This window comes from Arthrobacter sp. MMS24-T111, from assembly GCF_054888995.1.
Map to the genome: position 1 here is coordinate 2,391,542 of NZ_JBTZRO010000001.1, position 18,404 is coordinate 2,409,945.

15 protein-coding genes are annotated in these 18,404 nt (G+C 67.9%); 11 read left to right on the forward strand and 4 right to left on the reverse strand.

Annotated features, from left to right (window positions below):
- Window positions 1–4 precede the first annotated feature (4 nt).
- Together rimI and tsaD are read left to right on the forward strand one after the other, a co-directional pair.
- Window positions 5–511 (forward strand): ribosomal protein S18-alanine N-acetyltransferase, encoded by a 507-nt coding sequence (gene rimI, locus ACX5I6_RS11285; RefSeq protein ID WP_285248875.1) that lies wholly within the window; start codon window positions 5–7, stop codon window positions 509–511.
- On the forward strand, window positions 508–1,599 hold the full coding sequence (tsaD, locus tag ACX5I6_RS11290; protein WP_461840530.1) for a tRNA (adenosine(37)-N6)-threonylcarbamoyltransferase complex transferase subunit TsaD: 1,092 nt from the start codon (window positions 508–510) through the stop codon (window positions 1,597–1,599). The genes rimI and tsaD overlap by 4 nt, the downstream gene beginning before the upstream one ends.
- 117 nt (window positions 1,600–1,716) lie before the next feature.
- Here tsaD and ACX5I6_RS11295 read toward each other — a convergent pair whose 3' ends face one another.
- Window positions 1,717–2,868, reverse strand: coding sequence for a glutamate--cysteine ligase (locus ACX5I6_RS11295; RefSeq protein ID WP_285248681.1), 1,152 nt, complete (start codon window positions 2,866–2,868; stop codon window positions 1,717–1,719).
- 368 nt (window positions 2,869–3,236) lie between these two features.
- On the opposite strand from ACX5I6_RS11295, the gene ACX5I6_RS11300 reads away from it, so the two are divergent.
- The gene (locus ACX5I6_RS11300) at window positions 3,237–4,688 is read left to right on the forward strand and encodes a glycoside hydrolase family 3 N-terminal domain-containing protein (protein ID WP_461841702.1); all 1,452 of its coding nucleotides are present in this window, start codon (window positions 3,237–3,239) and stop codon (window positions 4,686–4,688) included.
- 41 nt (window positions 4,689–4,729) lie between these two features.
- Window positions 4,730–5,548, forward strand: a complete 819-nt coding sequence (locus ACX5I6_RS11305) for a shikimate 5-dehydrogenase (RefSeq protein WP_461840531.1) — start codon at window positions 4,730–4,732, stop codon at window positions 5,546–5,548.
- A 26-nt stretch (window positions 5,549–5,574) separates the two neighbouring features.
- On the opposite strand, the gene ACX5I6_RS11310 is transcribed toward ACX5I6_RS11305, so the two are convergent.
- Entirely contained in the window at window positions 5,575–6,831 is a 1,257-nt protein-coding gene (locus ACX5I6_RS11310) for a THUMP-like domain-containing protein (protein ID WP_461840532.1), read from the reverse strand.
- Between the two features lie 53 nt (window positions 6,832–6,884).
- On the opposite strand from ACX5I6_RS11310, the gene ACX5I6_RS11315 reads away from it, so the two are divergent.
- From ACX5I6_RS11315 to groL, 3 genes are all read left to right on the forward strand, one after another.
- On the forward strand, window positions 6,885–7,265 hold the full coding sequence (locus tag ACX5I6_RS11315; RefSeq protein ID WP_461840533.1) for a hypothetical protein: 381 nt from the start codon (window positions 6,885–6,887) through the stop codon (window positions 7,263–7,265).
- Window positions 7,266–7,512: 247 nt separating this feature from the next.
- Entirely contained in the window at window positions 7,513–7,806 is a 294-nt protein-coding gene (gene groES / locus ACX5I6_RS11320; RefSeq protein WP_003805290.1) for a co-chaperone GroES, read from the forward strand.
- A 79-nt stretch (window positions 7,807–7,885) separates the two neighbouring features.
- Window positions 7,886–9,496 (forward strand): chaperonin GroEL, encoded by a 1,611-nt coding sequence (gene groL / locus ACX5I6_RS11325; RefSeq protein WP_018760377.1) that lies wholly within the window; start codon window positions 7,886–7,888, stop codon window positions 9,494–9,496.
- Window positions 9,497–9,570: 74 nt separating this feature from the next.
- On the opposite strand, the gene ACX5I6_RS11330 is transcribed toward groL, so the two are convergent.
- On the reverse strand, window positions 9,571–10,173 hold the full coding sequence (locus ACX5I6_RS11330) for a dihydrofolate reductase family protein (protein WP_461840534.1): 603 nt from the start codon (window positions 10,171–10,173) through the stop codon (window positions 9,571–9,573).
- A 68-nt stretch (window positions 10,174–10,241) separates the two neighbouring features.
- Between ACX5I6_RS11330 and ACX5I6_RS11335 the strand changes: the two genes are divergently transcribed.
- On the forward strand, window positions 10,242–11,765 hold the full coding sequence (locus ACX5I6_RS11335) for an ATP-dependent DNA ligase (RefSeq protein WP_461840535.1): 1,524 nt from the start codon (window positions 10,242–10,244) through the stop codon (window positions 11,763–11,765).
- Window positions 11,766–11,802: 37 nt separating this feature from the next.
- Here the strand turns inward: ACX5I6_RS11335 and ACX5I6_RS11340 are convergent, their stop codons facing one another.
- Window positions 11,803–12,726, reverse strand: a complete 924-nt coding sequence (locus tag ACX5I6_RS11340) for a DUF389 domain-containing protein (RefSeq protein ID WP_461840536.1) — start codon at window positions 12,724–12,726, stop codon at window positions 11,803–11,805.
- 128 nt (window positions 12,727–12,854) lie between these two features.
- On the opposite strand from ACX5I6_RS11340, the gene ACX5I6_RS11345 reads away from it, so the two are divergent.
- From ACX5I6_RS11345 to ACX5I6_RS11355, 3 genes are all read left to right on the forward strand, one after another.
- A complete protein-coding gene (locus ACX5I6_RS11345; RefSeq protein ID WP_461840537.1) occupies window positions 12,855–14,969 on the forward strand; it encodes an acyltransferase family protein in 2,115 nt (704 codons plus the stop codon).
- 202 nt (window positions 14,970–15,171) lie between these two features.
- Complete coding sequence (gene guaB / locus ACX5I6_RS11350; protein ID WP_018760372.1) at window positions 15,172–16,683, forward strand: IMP dehydrogenase; 1,512 nt, start codon at window positions 15,172–15,174, stop codon at window positions 16,681–16,683.
- Between the two features lie 105 nt (window positions 16,684–16,788).
- Window positions 16,789–18,282, forward strand: a complete 1,494-nt coding sequence (locus tag ACX5I6_RS11355; RefSeq protein ID WP_461840538.1) for an HNH endonuclease signature motif containing protein — start codon at window positions 16,789–16,791, stop codon at window positions 18,280–18,282.
- Window positions 18,283–18,404 lie beyond the last annotated feature (122 nt).

Genomic DNA, 18,404 nt, shown 5'->3' on the forward strand with positions numbered 1-18,404 from the left:
CACCATGCAGGATCCGCGGCCGGCGGGAATCACGGTCCGTGACATGACCTTGGAGGATGTTCCCGCCGTCGGACTCCTCGAACACCGGCTCTTCCCGATCGATGCCTGGCCCGTGCAGATGTTCCTGGATGAGCTGTCCCAGCCGGAAACACGCCGCTACCTCGTGGCGGAGGGCAGCGACGGCATCGTGGGCTACGCCGGCCTGATGTGCATCGAACCGATCGCAGACGTGCAGACCATCGCCGTCGTCCCGGAGTACGAGGGGCGCGGCATCGGCAGCGACCTGCTCACCCGGCTCATCGGGGAGGCCCGACGGCGGGGCGCCGCAGACGTCCTGCTCGAAGTCCGGGCGGACAACCCGCGGGCCCAGCAGCTGTACCTGCGGTTCGGTTTCGAGCAGATCCATGTCCGTCCCCGCTACTACCGCGACGGCGTGGACGCCCTGATCATGCGGCTCCCCTTGGCCGCTCAAACCGCCGGTGACGACGCAACGGAAGCAGGCAGGCAATGAACCGCACGCAGCCACTGGTCCTGGGGATCGAATCTTCCTGCGATGAGACAGGCGTGGGGGTGGTCCGCGGCACCAGCCTCCTGGCCAACACCGTTTCCTCCTCGATGGACGAGCATGTCCGGTTCGGCGGGGTCATCCCGGAGATCGCCTCCCGTGCACACCTGGACGCCTTCGTTCCCACCTTGGAGCAGGCGTTGGCGGACGCGGGCGTGCCCCTTGCCGACGTGGACGCCATCGCCGTCACATCAGGCCCTGGGCTCGCGGGCGCACTCATGGTGGGAGTCTGCGCCGCCAAGGCGCTCGCCGTCGCCACCGGGAAGCCGCTGTACGCGATCAACCACCTGGTGGCCCACGTTGGGGTCGGCCTCCTGGACGACCGGGCAACCGGCAGGACGCAGGAGCTGCCGGCCAACCTGGGCGCCTTGCTGGTGTCCGGCGGCCACACGGAGATCCTCCGCATCAACAACATCACCAGCGATGTGGAGCTCCTGGGCGCCACCATCGACGACGCCGCCGGTGAGGCGTACGACAAGGTGGCCCGCATCCTGGGCCTGGGCTACCCCGGTGGGCCGGCCATCGACAAGGTGGCCCGCAACGGCAATCCCAAAGCCATCCGCTTCCCCCGCGGACTGAGCCAGCCCAAGTACATGGGCACGGCGGACCAGCCGGGGCCGCACCGGTATGACTGGTCCTTCAGCGGCCTGAAGACGGCGGTGGCCCGGTGCGTGGAGCAATTCGAGGCGCGCGGGGAGGAGATTCCGGTGGCTGACATCGCGGCCGCATTCCAGGAAGCGGTGGTGGACGTGATCTCGTCCAAGGCCGTCCTGGCTTGCCGCGAGCACGGAATCAAGGACGTCCTGCTGGGCGGCGGGGTGGCGGCCAATTCACGCCTGCGGGAGCTGACCGGGCAACGCTGCGCCTCCGCCGGTATCCGGCTGCACGTTCCTCCGCTGGACCTCTGCACCGACAACGGCGCCATGGTGGCCGCCCTCGGAGCGCAACTGGTGATGGCCGGCGTGGAACCCAGCGGAATCGGCTTCGCCCCGGATTCGTCGCTGCCCGTCACCTCGGTATCGCTGCCGGCCTGACGGCAGGGGCCCTGCGAAAGCGAACCGCCACGGTGCGTTTTGGCGGGCCCGTGGTCGTACATTACGACGGCGGCCGGCGTGTCCGTGCCGAAGGACCGCGACTTCCGCAGAAGCAGACTAGGCGGTGGGGCCGTTCCGCATCTGCTTGACCAGGTCCAGCACCACAGCCTGCAGGTTTCCGCCGTTTTCGGCTGCCACCCGGCGCTGGCGCTGGTATCCGGCCCCGCGCCGGATGATCTTCTCCACATCGGCGAGCTCGTCGGAGCAGCGCAGCTTGGCTGCCACGGGCTCCAGCCGGTTCAGCGTCTCCAGAAGGTGGTCCGTGACCAGCTGTTCCTTGCCTGCGGCGTCCAGGATGATGATGGCATCCATGCCGTAGCGGGCGGCGCGCCACTTGTTTTCCTGGACATGCCACGGCGGCATGGTGGGGATGGTGCCGCCGTTGTCCAGGGTGGTGGAGAACTCATCCACCAGGCACTGGGTGAGGGCGGCGATGGCACCCACTTCTTCCAGCGTGGCCAGTCCGTCGCAGATGCGCATTTCGATGGTGCCCAGGGCCGGCACTGGCCGGATGTCCCACCGGATCTCGGAAATGGTGTCGATGACACCGGTGGTGAACATGTCCTGGACGTAGGACTCGTACTCCGCCCAGGATTTGAACTGGAAGGGCAGGCCGGCGGTGGGGAGCTGCTGGAACATCAAGGCCCGCTGGGACGCGTAGCCCGTGTCCTCACCGCCCCAGAAAGGACTGGACGCAGAGAGCGCCTGGAAATGCGGGAAGTAGTTGACCAGTCCGTCCAGGACGGGCAGCGCCTTGTCCCGGCGGTCCAGCCCCACATGGACGTGGACGCCGTAAATGACCATCTGCCGTCCCCACCACTGGGTCCGGTCGATCAGCTTGGCGTAGCGCGCCTTGTCCGTGACCGGTTGGAGCTGCGGCGGGCTGAACGGGTGGCTGCCCGCGCAGAACAACTCCACGCCCATGGGATCGGTGATTTCGCGGACTGCGGCCACGGACCGGTTGAGGTCCTCCTTGGCTTCGGCGGCCGTCTCGCAGATCCCGGTGACCAGTTCCACGGTGTTGAGCAGGAGTTCCTGCTTGATGTGCGGGTGTTCATCGTCTTCGTTAAGTTCAGGGTGCCGGGAGGACACCCCGCGGAGCACCTGGTTGGCGACGGAAGCGAGCTCGCCCGTCTTGCCGTCCACCAAAGCGAGCTCCCACTCAACACCGAGGGTTGACTGCCTCGATGACGCGAAGTCGATCTTCACACAATTCCTTACTGTCCGGTTTGCCGCTGGCTGGTGCCGCTCACAGGCTGCAGCCGGCAGGCGAACGGATGGTCCAAGTCTAGTCCAGGGGTAGCATCGTACTGATGGCCTCGTTCCCGCTGCGTCACAGTCCCGCCAAATCCTTCCCCCTGATCCTCGCGTTGTCAGCCGTTGCCCTGGGCTCCTGCACCGCCTCGCCCAGCGCCGCGCCGCCGTCGTCCCCGGCACCTGCGCCCAGCGCATCCGCCGCGGAAAGTACGACGCCGGCAGGGCCTTCCGCTGCACCCTCGCCCGACGCAGGCTCCAGGCCCCTGGGGTGGGGCCCCGAGCAGCGGGACCTGGACGCCGCCGCGGCGGCTGTGGCGGCCATGTCGCCAGAGGAAAAAGCCGGCCAGGTGCTGCTCCCGTTCTTTAAAGGCAACCAGGTGGAAGCCCACGCGGCGCTCATCCAGCGCCTCCACCTGGCCGGGTCCATCATCATGGGCGACAACGTCCCGCGCGACCCGCAGGGGAAGGTGGACGTGGCCGCGATGGGGGCCGTGAACCAGCGGCTCCGCCAGGCCGCGGCCGCGGACGGCCGGCCATGGCCCGGGATCATCGGCGTGGACCAGGAAGGCGGCGCAGTGGCCCGCCTGGGCGCCCCGCTCACAGAATGGCCGGTGCCCATGAGCTACGGCGCCGCAGGCAGCGAGGACCTGACCCGTGAGGCCGGCAAGGCGTTGGCCGCCGAGCTGCTGCCGTTGGGGTTCGACCTGGATTTCGCGCCCGACACCGATGTGACCATCGGCCCTAAGGACCCCACCATCGGCGCCCGCTCCATGTCCGCCGATCCGGCGGTGGCGGCAGCGCAGGGCGTGGCGTTCTCCCGGGGCATGCTGGACGCAGGCATCCTCCCCACCGTCAAGCACTTCCCGGGGCACGGCTCGGTGACAACCGATTCCCACCTCAACCTCCCCGTCCAGCCGGCCACCATCGACGAGCTCCGGGGCAGGGACTGGAAACCGTTCCAGGCCGCCGTAGCCGCCGGCTTGCCGATTGTCATGACCGGGCACATCGCCGTGCCCGCGCTGGAGCCCGGCGTGCCGGCATCGCTCTCCGCGCCAAGCTACGCGGCGCTGCGGAACCTGGGATTCCAGGGCGTAGCGGTGACGGACGCCCTCAACATGGGTGCCGTGGAGAAGCAGTATCCGGCCGGCGCGGCCGCCGTGAAGGCCTTGGCCGCCGGCGCCGACCTGCTGTTGATGCCCGAGGACGTTGAACAGGCGCATGCCGCCATCCTGCAGGCCCTGGCAGCGGGAACCCTCCCTGCCGCGCGGCTCGATGACGCCGCGAGGCGGGTTGCCACGATGATGATGTGGCACGCGCGCACAGCGGCCCCCGCGGGAATCCCGGGTGCGGGTGCGCCGGCCGGAACCGGCGCCGCGTTGTCAGCCAAGGTCTCGGCATCCGCCGTGACAGTCCTCTCCGGCCCCTGCCACGGACCGCTGGTGCCGGGTTCGGTACGCGTGGAGGGCGGTGGCCCGGGTGACCGCGAACGCTTCGAAGCCGCTGCCGCCCGTGCCGGACTGGCCGTCGGATCCGGCCCCGTGGTAAACCTCATCGGCTTCGGCGGCAAACCGGGAGCAGGCGACATCGCGGTAACCCTGGACGCGCCCTGGCCGTTGCAGGACTCCAACGCACCGATCAAGCTGGCGCTCTACGGCCGCAACGACACCGCCTTCGACGCCCTCGCCGCCGTCCTGGCAGGGAAGGCTACGGCGCCCGGAAAGTTGCCCGCCGCCGTCGGGCCCTATCCTGCCGGAACCGGCTGCAGTCCGTGATTTGCGAGCGGGAGCGGCGGGGGAGCGCGTTTAATGGTCGGGTGCCCATTCTGAATAAAGACATGACCCTCTGCATCTCGCTCTCCGCCCGCCCCAGCAACAACGGGACCCGGTTCCACAACCACCTTTACGGGCAACTGGACCTGAACTGGATCTATAAGGCGTTCGCGCCCACCAACCTTGAACAGGCCATCGCCGGCGTGCGGGGCCTGGGCATCAGGGGCTGCGCCATCTCCATGCCCTACAAGGAAGACGTCATCGCCCTGGTGGACGAGATGGACCCCTCCGCCAAGGCCATCGACTCCGTGAACACGATCGTGAACACCGATGGCCACCTCAAGGCGTATAACACCGACTACACGGCCATTGAGCAGCTTCTGGCCTCCAACGAGGTCCCCACCAGCTACTCCGTGGTGGTTCAGGGATCCGGCGGGATGGCGAAGGCCACGGTGGCGGCCTTGCGGGACGCCGGCTTCGCCAATGTAACGGTCGTGTCCCGGAACGAGGCCTCCGGCCGGGCGCTCGCGGACCAGTACGGCTTTCAGTGGCGGGCAGCGCTCGACGGCGGGACGGCTGACCTCATCATCAACGTCACGCCCATCGGTATGGCGGGCGGGACGGAAGCGGACACCGTGGCGTTCCCGGCGGAGGCAATCGAAGCTGCACGCCTGGTGTTCGACGTGGTGGCGTTGCCCGCCGAAACGCCGCTGATCCGGGCCGCCCGTGCAGCCGGCAAGCCGGTCATCACCGGTGCCGAGGTGGCCACCATCCAGGCGCTCGAACAGTTTGTCCTGTACACGGGGGTGCGGCCCACGGCGGAGCAGGTGCGGGCCGCCGAAGAGTTCATGCGCGCCCAGTAGCGGACTGGCGGCCCGTCCGGCTGGCCCTAGGGCATGCCGGTCGGGACGGGTTCCACCACGACGGCCACCCGGTCCTCGCCAATCCGGGTCAGGACCAGGGTGGCGGCCTTGCCGGCGGCCTTCTTGCCGGCACCCTTGCCGGCCGCCCTTCCGCCCGGCAGCAGCTGCTTCCGCAGTTCTTCCGGGGTGACGGCGGTGCCCCGCTTCTTGATGTCCAGCACGGTGATGCCCTCCTGCTTCACCCAGGCTTTAAGCGCCTTGACGTTGTAGGGCATGACTTCCAGCACTTTGTAGGCGCGGGCGAACGGCGTGGCCACGAGTTCCGGGGCACAGATGTAGGCGATGTGCTCATCCACCAGGTGGCCGCCGAGTTCCAGCGCGACATCCGCCACCAGCCCGGCCCGGATCACGGCGCCGTCGGGTTCGTACAGGTAGCCCTCCACCGGTCCCACCGGTGCCGTGGGGCCTGCACCGAAATCGTTGCCGCTGGTCAGTTCGGCCGCACCTTCCGGGCCAAGGACCAGGGCGGCGCGGCGCACCCCCGGCCTGCTGACGGCGTTGAACCACAGGGTTACCTCGGTGACGTCTCCGGCTACCGACACCCACTGGGCTTCGCAGCCGGCGGGCACGGATTCGTGCGGCATGCCGGGCCCCATCTTGACGCCCACCGCCTTTCCTGACGCCGCGAGCGATTCAACGAAGGACAACGGCGGTGAGAACGCCTCCGGGTCCCAGATCCGCTTGGTCCCGGACGTGGAGGTGACCCGGCGTGCTGGATCCAGCCACACGCCGTCGACTCCCTCCAGCGGCACGGCTGCCGCATCCGCGTGCACCACGGTGGCGTTGGGGAAGGGGATCAGGTTCACCGTGGCGCAGGCCGCGGTGGTCTCGTCCATTTCGACGGCGGTCACGTTGAGGTCAAGGGATGCCAAGGCCAGGGAATCGGCGCCCAGGCCACAGCCCAGGTCCGCTACGTGGCTGATCCCGGCGGCGGCGAACCGCTGTGCGTGGCGCGCCGCGACGTTCAGGCGGGTGGCCTGCTCCAGGCCTGCCTGGGTGAAGAGCATCTGGCGGGCGAACTCACCGAACTTCGCCTCGGCCTTGGTGCGCAGCCGTGACTGGGTCAGGACGGCGGAGACCAGCCCGGCAGGATGGCCGGCCTTCCGGAGCGCGGAGTTGAGTTCGAAGGAATCCTCGTCCCGGTACGGGCCCAGGGAGGCCAGCAGCTCCCAGCCTTCGGGGGTCAGCAGCGGTGCAATCTGGTCCTGGGGAGCGTGAGCCATGGGTTCCAGCCTAGTGGAGGAGCGGATGCCGGGTTGCCGATAGTGTGGACACCATGGATGAAACCGCAGCCCCCGGGGACACCGGCGAACACGACCCCAAGGAACGGGGACCTGCCCGGTTTGCCCGCCCGGTCCTGATCGCCGCCGCCGTGGTGGCACTGGTGTGCATCGCGCTCCTGGTGATCATCTTTGTCCTGGACACCTTCAATGCCACCGTCTACTCGGTGGGCGGCAACGACATCTCGGACAACACGCAGGAAGCCCGCGATATCCGCGGACTGTACGACGGCGCGCGGGCCGGGAGCATCTTCTTCCTCGTGGCCGCCCTGCTTGCCGCAGCCGCTGCGGGCTGGGTTCTGTTCCGGGGCCGTAAACAGGGTGGCAGCGATGCCGACGGCGGCGAAGACGTGGACTTCGACGATCTGGGCCGCTGAAGCTGCCTGAGGCTCGTTGCGGGTCCCGAAACCGTGCTTAACGGAATACGCCGATGACGAAAAACTGGCACTCGCCTTGACCGAGTGCTAACCCTTACATAGAGTTTCAATTAGCACTCTCCCCCGGAGGGTGCTAACACATGAAGAGCTGCCAGCCAGGCTGCTGCCGGCACCGCGACGACGGTTTGCCAGCCACGGCGGAAAGCTTTCCAGTCCACGAATTTGCTGACGAAAAGGAGAGGTCCGAGTGTCGGTCTCTATTAAGCCTCTTGAGGATCGTATTGTTGTCCGCCCGCTCGAAGCCGAGCAGACCACGGCTTCCGGCCTGGTCATCCCGGACTCCGCACAGGAGAAGCCGCAGGAAGGCGAAGTTGTTGCAGTAGGCCCCGGCCGCTTCGAAGACGGCAACCGCGTTCCTGTCGACGTGGCCGTCGGCGACGTCGTCATCTACTCCAAGTACGGCGGAACCGAAGTCAAGACCGGTGGCACCGAGTACCTCGTGCTGTCCGCCCGCGACGTCCTGGCGATCGTCGTCAAGTAACTCTTTCGGATCCCCGTGCCGCCGGCCACGCTTATGCTGGCCGGCAGTGCGGGGTTTCTGTCTTTGAAAGGACAAAACCATGGCAAAGCAGCTTGCGTTTGACGACGCTGCACGCCGGGCCCTCGAGGCCGGCATCGATAAGCTCGCCAACACCGTCAAGGTGACGCTCGGCCCCCGCGGCCGCAACGTCGTCCTGGACAAGAAGTGGGGCGCCCCCACCATCACGAACGACGGCGTCACGATCGCCCGCGAAGTCGAACTGGACGACCCCTACGAGAACCTTGGCGCCCAGCTGGCCAAGGAAGTCGCCACCAAGACCAACGACGTTGCCGGTGACGGCACCACCACCGCCACCGTCCTGGCACAGGCCTTGGTCAAGGAAGGCCTGCGCAACGTTGCCGCCGGTGCTGCCCCCGGCCAGATCAAGCGCGGCATCGAGGTTTCGGTTGAAGCCGTCGCCGCCCGCCTGCTGGAGAACGCACGCCCCGTCGAGGGCACCCAGGTTGCCAACGTTGCCGCCATCTCGGCGCAGAGCGACGAAATCGGCGAACTCCTCGCCGAGGCTTTCGGCAAGGTGGGCAAGGATGGCGTCATCACCATCGAAGAGTCCTCCACCACCCAGACCGAACTGGTCCTCACCGAGGGCATGCAGTTCGACAAGGGCTACCTGTCCCCGTACTTCGTCACCGACGCGGAACGCCAGGAAGCCGTCCTCGAGGACGCCCTGATCCTGATCAACCAGGGCAAGATCTCCTCCATCCAGGAATTCCTGCCGCTGCTGGAAAAGGCGCTGCAGAGCTCCAAGCCGCTGTTCATCATCGCCGAGGACGTCGACGGCGAGGCCCTGTCCACGCTGATCGTCAACCGCATCCGCGGCACCCTGAACGTCGTGGCCGTCAAGGCCCCGGGCTTCGGTGACCGCCGCAAGGCCATGCTCCAGGACATCGCCACCCTCACCGGCGCACAGGTTGTGTCCCCGGAACTGGGCCTGAGCCTGGACACCGTCGGCCTGGAGGTGCTCGGTACCGCCCGCCGCATCACCGTCACCAAGGACAACACCACCATCGTCGACGGCGCCGGCTCGGCCGAAGACGTCGCGGCCCGCGTCGCGCAGCTGCGCGCCGAGCTCACCCGCACCGACTCCGACTGGGACCGTGAAAAGCTCCAGGAGCGCCTGGCCAAGCTGGCCGGCGGCATCGGCGTCATCAAGGTGGGTGCTGCCACCGAGGTTGAGCTGAAGGAAAAGAAGCACCGCATCGAGGACGCCGTATCCTCCACCCGCGCTGCGCTCGAAGAAGGCATCGTGGCCGGTGGCGGCTCGGCCCTGATCCACGCCCTGAAGGCACTGGATGAGGACCCGTCCGTCAAGGCACTCGAAGGCGACGCCGCCGCTGCCGTGGGCATCGTCCGCCGCGCCCTGGTCCAGCCGCTGCGCTGGATCGCCCAGAACGCCGGCTTCGACGGCTACGTCATCACCTCCAAGGTGGCCGACCTCGAAACCAACAACGGTTTCAACGCCAAGTCCGGCGAGTACGAGGACCTGATCGCTGCCGGTGTCATCGACCCCGTCAAGGTCACCCGTGCTGCCCTCCGCAACGCGGCCTCCATCGCCGCCCTGGTTCTCACCACCGAGACCCTTGTCGTGGAGAAGCCGGCCGAAGAGGACGAGCACGCAGGCCACAGCCACTGACCTGCCCGTCTTCCCCTGCAGAAAACCGGTCCAGCATCTGCTGGGCCGGTTTTTTGTGCACCCGGGGCCGCGGGTCAGGTTGCGGCCATCTCCGACGTCTCAACCCCGCCCGCCCGTTCGTACACCAGCGAGACCGCCCCTTTCGGGAAGCTGCGTACCGGCTCGGCGAGACGGTACGACGCCGGGACGGTGCCGGCGTCGAACAGGCGTTTGCCCTGGCCCAGCGTGACCGGGTACAGCCAGAGGTGCAACCGGTCCAGCACATCCGCAGCCAGCAGCGAGCGGATCAGGACGCCGCTGCCGAACATGTGCACCTGCCCGTACTCGTCCCGGAGGCGTCGTGCAGCCCGTTCATCCGGCAGGACGGTGGTGCCGGCCCAGCCTGGGGTGGACAGGGTGCGCGAGACCACGAACTTTGGTACCCGGTTGAGTGCATCAGCAATTTCCCCTGCCTGGTGCGGCCAGTAGGCCGAAAAGATGTCGTAGGTCCGCCGGCCGAGAAGCAGGGCATCCATGCGGCCAATCTCTGCGGCGATGGCGGCGCCGGCCTCGTCGTCGGACACCGGTGCCTGCCAGCCGCCGAAGGCGAACTCTCCGTAGGTGTCTTCCTCCCGGCCGCCGGGAGCCTGGTAGACGCCGTCGAGTGTGATGAACAGGTTTGCCACGATGAATCCCATGCGTCCAGTGTGGGAGGGGTCCTGGGCGCTGTCCAGAGCAGGGAACCGGCGCGTGGCAGGATGGTGCCATGCTGCTCCTCGAGCTCGTCAAGACCTCGGACGCCGTGGCGTCCACCCGCTCCCGCCTGGCGAAGGTCGATGCACTGGCGGACCTGCTGCGCCGGCTTGAGCCGGCTGAGATTCCGACGGCGGTGGGCTTGCTGGCGGCGAAGCCCCGGCAGGGCCGTGTTGGCGTCGGGTGGCGCAGCGTAGCGGCTTCGAAGGCCGAACCGGCCCTGGAAGCAAGCCTCACTGTGGCCGACCTCGACGCGGCCCTGGACACAATTCTCGCCACCGCGGGGGCAGGTTCGGCGGCCGGTCGCGCCGCGACGCTGGGAAACCTGATGCGGGCTGCGACGGCGGGGGAGCAGGGTTTCATCTCCGGCGTCCTGCTCGGTGAGCTGCGCACCGGCGCCCTCGACGGCGTCCTGACCGATGCCGTGGCCCGCGCTGCGGAGAGGCCCGTCGCTGCCGTACGGCGCGCCGCGATGCTCTCCGGGGATCTCGGTGGGACCGCCCTGCTCGCCATGACCGGGACCGCGGCCGAGCTGGAGGCGGTGGGCCTCGTCGTCGGCCGCCCCGTGCAGCCCATGCTTGCCGCCACGGCCGCCAGCCCCGGCGAAGCCTTGGAGACCACGGGGGAAGCCTCGGTGGAATACAAGCTCGACGGCGCCCGGATCCAGGTCCACCGGTCCGGCGCCGAGGTCAGCATCTACACCCGCAACCTCGCCGATGTCACGCACCGCCTCCCGGAGGTGGTCGAGCTGGTCCGCGGGCTGCCGGTGCAGGATGTGATCCTCGACGGCGAGACCCTGGTCCTCGACGAAGACGGCGGCCCGCGGCCGTTCCAGGAAACCATGGCCCGGTTCGGCGCGGATGCCGTGCGGGAAACGGTGCTGCACCCCTGGTTCTTCGACGTTCTGCACATCGACGGGCGGGACCTGCTGGACGAACCGTTGTCGGTGCGCATCGACGCGTTGGAACGGATTGCCCCGGCCCATCGGATCCCGGGCGAAATCACGGCGGACCCGGAGGTGGCTGAACGGGTGTCCCGCGACGCGCTGGCTGCGGGTCACGAGGGCGTGGTGGTGAAGGCCGTCGGGTCCGCCTACGCTGCCGGACGGCGGGGATCCAACTGGGTGAAAGTGAAGCCGGTGCTCACCTACGACCTGGTGGTGCTTGCCTGGGAGTGGGGGTCGGGCCGCAGGACCGGGCTGCTGTCGAACCTGCACCTCGGCGCACTGGACCCGGACGGGGACTTCGGCGAACCAGGCGGTTACGTGATGGTGGGGAAGACCTTCAAGGGGCTCACCGATGAGCTGCTCCGCTGGCAGACGGAGAAATTCCAGGAGCTCGAGGTGCGCCGCACCGCCGGCACCGTGTGGGTTGAGCCGGTCACCGTCGTCGAAATCGCCATCGACGGGGTCCAGCAGTCACCGCGCTACCCGGGCGGGATCGCCCTGAGGTTCGCCAGGGTGAAGCGCTACCGGGACGATAAATCCCCGGCCGAAGCCGACACCATCCGGACCCTGCGCGCCTTGCTGCGTCCCTAGCGGACCGTATCCCGGGGGCTGCGCAGTTGCCGGGCGATCAGTGGCGGAGGCCGCTCCGTTGGCCCTGCACGCTGTGTGCCGCTGCCGCGGGCCGCCGCCTGGCCACCAGCCGGTAGAAGAGAAGGACCGCGACGGCGGCCACGACAATGCCGACGAGGTTCAGCAACAGCTGCAGGGCCGAACCGGCCGCCTTTGGGTATTCACCCAGCACCAAGGCAACGGCAACGTACCCTGCAGCCGGGACCGTGGTCACCGAGATGAACACGCCGATCAGTGCTGCCGAGCGCCGGCCGATGATCGACAGCATGCCCGCGATACCCGCCAGGACGGCAACGATCAGTGAGTAAGGGCCTGGATGGTAGATGAATTCGACGGCCGAACCCGTGTCCAGGGCATCCCGCGGAAAGAGGCCCAAGGGGATGGACAGCCATGCAGTCAATGCCGCCAGCAGCATGGCAACGGGGAACCCGACACCCAGGGCAATGGCAGCACGGCGGCCAAGCCTCCACTGCCGGGTGGCCAGCGAAACGGCGAGGGCGGCCAGCGGCCCGAACTCCGGACCCACCGCCATGGCACCCACAATTGCAATGGGCGAATCGGTCACGATGCCGATTCCGGCGAGCTGGGTCGCCAGCACCAGGAAGGCCAGGAAGTTCCACGTGAGTCTGGAGTCCTCGCCGGTTTGGCGCGTGACGTCGTCCCAGATCACCGCGTCCGCGCCGTCCCCGGGCGCGGCATGCTCCGCCCGGTCAGCACTGCTGGAGAGCACGAATTCCGGCGTCGTCATGGCAACGGATCCCACGTCGCGGATCTTCAGGACCTGGAGCTTCTCCAGGAGTTCCTCCACGGATTCCCTGGCGACCTGGACCTCGATGACGTCGCCCGCCGGCACCACGGACGCGCCGGGAACCACCGCCACGCCCGCCGTTCCCAGCTGGTCCCGGCAAGTCTTCACCGTCACCTCGGACAATTCTCCGGGCACGCAAATCCGCAATTGGACAATCACGCCGGCTCCCTTCCACACCTCGGCCCAGCTTAGTTCGCGCCGGACCCTGGATTGGCCCTTCCAAACGCCGGTGCGTAGGCTTAATGTTTTGGCTGGCCGGCGGCGTGAGGGGTTTTGGAGTGTCGAAGACAGGAACCCGGACGGCGCCGGAGCCACCGGGACCCGCCCCCGGCCGCGACCGCAAACCGACCTTCCGGCCGGAGGTCCAGGGTTTGCGTGCACTGGCGGTCCTCATGGTTGTGGCCTATCACGTCTGGTTGGGACGCGTGTCCGGCGGGGTGGATGTCTTCCTGCTGATCTCGGCCTTCCTGCTCACGCTCTCCTTCGTCCGCAAAGCAGAGTCCGGCCAGCCCTTCCGGCTGATGGCCCACTGGCTGCACCTCTTCAAGCGCCTGCTGCCGGCCGCCGTCGTGGTGATCCTCGGGGTGCTGGCCGGCACATGGCTGATCCTGCCCCAGGGCCGATGGCCGCAGGTCCTGGACCAAGCCTGGGCCTCGCTGTTGTACAGCCAGAACTGGCTGCTGGCTGACGCCGCGGTGGACTACTACGCCCAGGACCACGCAGGAGCCAGCCCGCTGCAGCACTTCTGGTCGTTGTCCATCCAGGGGCAGGTCTTCATCCTGTGGCCGCTGACCTTCGCCGCAACCGCCGCGCTCCTGCCCGCCGTCCGCCGGATTCCCCTGCTGGGCCGCACGGCCTACCGGGGCCTGCTGGCCGTGGTTTTTGGCGCGGTGTTCGCCGCGTCGCTGGCCTACTCGATCGACCAGACCGCCACCAACCAGGCCTACGCATACTTTGATACCGGCGCCAGGCTCTGGGAGTTTGCCCTCGGGTCGCTGCTGGCGCTGGCGTTGCCGTACCTCCGGCCGGGCCGCGCGCTGAGGGTGGTCCTGGGCTGGGCGGGGCTCGCCGGCATGGTCTCGTGCGGATTGCTCCTCACGGTCGACAGGTCCTTTCCGGGCTATGTGGCACTCTGGCCCACGCTGGCTGCCGCTGCCATCATCGTCGCCGGGCAGTCCGGCAGCCGCTTCGGCGTGGACAGGCTCTTGAGCAGCCGCCCGGCCGTCGCCTTGGGCGACAACTCCTACGCCCTTTACCTTTGGCACTGGCCCCTGCTGGTGCTGGCGCTGGCGGCCACGGGGGTGGAGGCGCCGAACCTCAAGCAGGGCCTCGGGATCGTTGCCGCCGCCGTCGTGCTGGCTTTCCTTACCACCCGTTTCGTTGAAAAACCGTTGCGCGACTGGCACTGGCCCAAGCTCCGGGCGTGGCGCACCGCCGTCGTCATAGTTGCCTGCGGTGCGCTGCTGGCCGGTCCCGTCGCCGTCTGGCAGACATCGCTCACCGCGGAGGAAAGCGCGACGGCGGCACAGCCCCGGGAGCTGACGCCGGGTGCGTTGGCGCTCACCCCGGAGAACGAAAACGTGCCGGCTCCCCGGGCAAGGACCATTCCCGGCCCCACTGCCCTGGACAACGACTGGGCCGGAATCGACTCGCCCTGTACAGGTTCGAACGCCACGGACGACCCCATCCTGGAAGGGTGCCGCCAGGAGCTGCCGGAAGAACCGGCCACCAAACGCATCGTGGTGCTGGGGGATTCGCATGCCCAGCAATACCTTGCCGCGCTGGCTCCGGTGGCCGCTGCACGCGGTTGGGAACTGGTGACATTGCTCATGCCGGCCTGCCGGTTCGGCGCGGAATCGGAAACCCGCAACGCGGAATGCAACGCCTACAACAGGTCCAGTTCCGCCTACGTCCTGGAACATCGTCCGGATGCTGTCTTCACGGTGGCGTCGCTGACCCATGAGGACGCGCCCTTCGAAACGGAGGTGCCCGGCTACCTTGCAGGAGTCGCTCCGTTCGCCGAGGCGGGAATCGAGATCGTGGGCATCAGGGACAACCCCAGGTTCACGTTCAACATGCCCCAGTGTGCCCAACGCAACGGCGCTGAAGCGCCGGCCTGCAACCCGTCCCTGGCCGAGTCCCTCGTGGAGCCCTCACCGCTGGAAAACTACCGCGGCAAGGTGCCGGGCCTCCACCTGATGGACATGAGCGACTTCATCTGCGCCCGCGGCGTCTGCCCTGCCGTCGTCGGGAACGTCTACGTCTACAAGGACGACAACCACCTGACCCGGACCTACGTGGAGACCATGATCCCCATGTTCGAGCAACGCCTGCTGGCCGCAACGGGATGGAGCTGAGTGCGGTTGCTCACATTGCGGGCCTGGAATAGGGGGATCGGGCCGGAGGTTCTAATATTTAGTCAACACTTTCTGCCCCCGGAACGCCGTATCCCACGGTGGTCCCGCAGGAACGTCTGCACAGGCCAGTTCCGTAATAACGGGCTGGTCATCGGCTGCAACCCCTACCCGTGACCCAGCAACCAAGGTAAGAGGCGCACTCATGACCGAGCCCGAACACAATCCCTTTGGCTTCATTGGCCTGACCTACGACGACGTCCTGCTCCTGCCGGGCCACACCGACGTCATCCCCTCCGAGGCCGATACCTCATCGCGGATCTCCAAGCGGATCAGCGTGCAGACCCCCCTGCTGTCGGCCGCCATGGACACCGTGACGGAATCCCGGATGGCTATCGCCATGGCCCGCCAGGGGGGCCTGGGCGTGGTGCACCGCAACCTCTCCATCGCCGACCAGGCCGACCAGGTTGACCGGGTCAAGCGGAGTGAATCGGGCATGATCACCAACCCGCTGACCATCCGCCCCGAGGCCACGCTGCGGGAACTGGATGACCTCTGCGCCCACTACCGCGTGTCCGGCCTTCCCGTGGTGGACGAGGACAACCGCCTGCTGGGCATCGTCACCAACCGCGACACCCGCTTCGTGCCGGAATCCGACTTCCCCCTGCGGCTGGTCAGCGACGTCATGACCAAGATGCCCCTGGTCACCGGCCACGTGGGGATCAGCCGCGACGAAGCCTCCCACAAGCTGGCCACCAACAAGATCGAAAAGCTCCCGCTCGTGGACGAGCAGGGCCGGCTCAAGGGCCTGATCACTACCAAGGACTTCACCAAGGCCGAACAGTACCCGCTGGCCACCAAGGACGACGAAGGCCGCCTCCGCGTGGGTGCAGCCATCGGCTTCTTCGGTGACGGCTGGGAGCGCGCCATGACCCTGGTGGACGCCGGGGTTGACGCCCTGTTCGTGGACACCGCCAACGGCCACTCCCAGGGTGTGCTGGACATGATCCGCAGGCTGAAGTCCGATCCTGTTGCCGCGCACGTGGACATCATCGGCGGCCAGGCCGCCACCCGCGAGGGCGCCCAAGCACTGATCGACGCCGGCGCCGACGGCATCAAGGTGGGCGTTGGGCCCGGCTCGATCTGCACCACCCGCGTGGTGGCCGGTGTGGGTGTTCCGCAGATCACCGCCATCTACGAGTCCGCCAAGGCGGCCATCCCGGCCGGCGTTCCGCTGATCGCCGACGGCGGCCTGCAGTACTCCGGCGACATCGGCAAGGCCCTGGTGGCCGGTGCCGACACCGTCATGCTCGGCTCCCTGCTGGCCGGCTGCGACGAGTCTCCGGGCGAGCTGATCTTCGTCAACGGCAAGCAGTTCAAGTCCTACCGCGGCATGGGATCGCTCGGTGCCATGCAGTCGCGCGGCAAGAACACGTCGTACTCCAAGGACCGCTACTTCCAGGCCGATGTGTCCGGCGACGACAAACTGATCCCGGAAGGCATCGAAGGCCGCGTGGCGTACCGGGGCCCGCTGTCCTCGGTGGCCTACCAGCTGGTGGGCGGCCTGCGCCAGACCATGTTCTACACCGGCGCGCCGACCATCCCCGAGCTGAAGGCCCGAGGCAAGTTCGTCCGCATCACCTCCGCCGGGCTGAAGGAATCGCACCCGCACGATATCCAGATGACGGTGGAAGCACCGAACTACGGCTCGCGGTAGGCACAGGAGCCAACAAAGGAGGCAGGGTTTCGGCCCTGCCTCCTTTTGTTTTCCGCCCAGGCGTCGTCGTCCTTGAATGTCAGACCCTCGCTGGATGATGTTTCCATGGGAATCGGTGCGGATCTGGCGGTGGTGATGGAGGGTGTTTCTGCCTCTGTTGCTGCGCTCAGCGGGCTGGTTCTGGAGGACGCTTCCCTGACGTCTGACCTTCATGCCGGCGTTTCCGTGGATGTGTTGCAGCGGCGGTATGGGCTGTGTCTGGAACGGCTGGAGCTTGTGGCCAGGTTGGAAGCTCAGCTGGCGGCGGTGAAGGCGCGCGATGTGGCCGAGTGCGTTGACATCCAGCATGCTCTGCTTCCGCCGGACGCCCCGGTGGAGGAGCGCACGTTCGCGGAGATGTCCGCGGTGGAGGAGATCGCCGGGATCCTCACCATCAGCTCCGCCGCCGCCGGGGCGTTGGTGGAGCAGTCCCGCCGGGTCTGCTCGCTGCCGCCGGTGTTTGAAGCCTTGGCTGCGGGTGACATGTCCTGGCAGCACGCCCGGATCGTGGCCGACGAAACCGAAGGCCTCACCCCTGCAGGGGCGGCCGCGTTGGTGGCGCATTTCTTCGACCCTGACGCGCCCCACCCGGCCCGAGGCGCCGCGCCCGGTGAGCTTGTCCCGTCCCGGTTCCGGGCGAAGGTCCGGGCCTGGCGGGAACGCCACCACCCCGAGTCCTTGGAGAAGCGCCACGCCAAGGGGGTGGCGGACCGGCGGATGGACTACGCCCCGGACCGGGACGGGATGGCCTGGCTCGCGCTCTACCTGCCCGGGGACACCGCATGCGCGATCTGGAACCGCAGCACCGCCACCGCCCGCGGCCTCCAAAACCCCACGGATGAGCGGACCCTGACCCAGCTCCGCGCCGACGTCGCCGCGTCCCTGCTCCTCGGCGCCGGAAACACGACCACCCCGGGTGAAGCTGCCGGAGATACCGGTGCTAGCGGCATGATCCCCACACCCCGGGCGGACGTCCTGGTCACGGTCCCGGTGTTCTCACTGCTCGGCCTCACCGAGGAACCCGCGGTGCTGGACGGATTCGGGCCGATCCCGGCATCCATGGCGAGGAGGCTCGTCGCCGGCGGGGCGGAATCGTTCTACCGGGTCCTGGTCGACCCCCGCGACGGGGCACCCCTGGAAATCGGCGGCACCCGCTACCGGCTCCCGGAGACCCTCAAGAAATGGATCCGGCTGCGGGACGGCAAATGCACCTTCCCCGGCTGCACCAACCACACCCCCGACAACGACACCGACCACCTCACCCCCTGGCACCACAGCGGCAGAACAGACGTAGGCAACCTGGCCCAGCTTTGCCCCAAACACCACCGCCTCAAACACCACACCACCTGGACCCCCGACCCGGCCACTAAGAATGAACCACCCGGCTGGACCTCACCCACCGGCAGACACTACAAACCCGAACAACACGACCCCAACCAACCCACTGGCCACCAGGAACCCTGCCGGCCGGAACTCATGCAATGCCCGTCCAATTCCAGGGTGAACCGGCAGGCATTGAAGACCTCCCGCCGTGGGAACCGGACGACGCCAACCTCATAGACCTCAACGACCTCCCGGAAGGGGACCCCGTCCGGGACGAATTCTTCGCAAGACCGTTCGTGCTGTCGGTCCAGGTCCCGTCTGCCGTCCCTCAGCGGAACGTTCGTCCTGACCGATTAGAC

Bases quoted from the DNA above. Each gene is read 5' to 3' on its own strand.
- rimI (WP_285248875.1), top strand. From the start codon at position 5: ATGCAGGATCCGCGGCCGGCGGGAATCACGGTCCGTGACATGACCTTG.
- tsaD (WP_461840530.1), top strand. From the start codon at position 508: ATGAACCGCACGCAGCCACTGGTCCTGGGGATCGAATCTTCCTGCGAT.
- ACX5I6_RS11300 (WP_461841702.1), top strand. From the start codon at position 3,237: ATGTCGCCAGAGGAAAAAGCCGGCCAGGTGCTGCTCCCGTTCTTTAAA.
- ACX5I6_RS11310 (WP_461840532.1), bottom strand. From the start codon at position 6,831: ATGGCTCACGCTCCCCAGGACCAGATTGCACCGCTGCTGACCCCCGAA.
- ACX5I6_RS11315 (WP_461840533.1), top strand. From the start codon at position 6,885: ATGGATGAAACCGCAGCCCCCGGGGACACCGGCGAACACGACCCCAAG.
- groL (WP_018760377.1), top strand. From the start codon at position 7,886: ATGGCAAAGCAGCTTGCGTTTGACGACGCTGCACGCCGGGCCCTCGAG.
- ACX5I6_RS11330 (WP_461840534.1), bottom strand. From the start codon at position 10,173: ATGGGATTCATCGTGGCAAACCTGTTCATCACACTCGACGGCGTCTAC.
- ACX5I6_RS11335 (WP_461840535.1), top strand. From the start codon at position 10,242: ATGCTGCTCCTCGAGCTCGTCAAGACCTCGGACGCCGTGGCGTCCACC.
- ACX5I6_RS11345 (WP_461840537.1), top strand. From the start codon at position 12,855: ATGTTTTGGCTGGCCGGCGGCGTGAGGGGTTTTGGAGTGTCGAAGACA.
- guaB (WP_018760372.1), top strand. From the start codon at position 15,172: ATGACCGAGCCCGAACACAATCCCTTTGGCTTCATTGGCCTGACCTAC.
- ACX5I6_RS11355 (WP_461840538.1), top strand. From the start codon at position 16,789: ATGGGAATCGGTGCGGATCTGGCGGTGGTGATGGAGGGTGTTTCTGCC.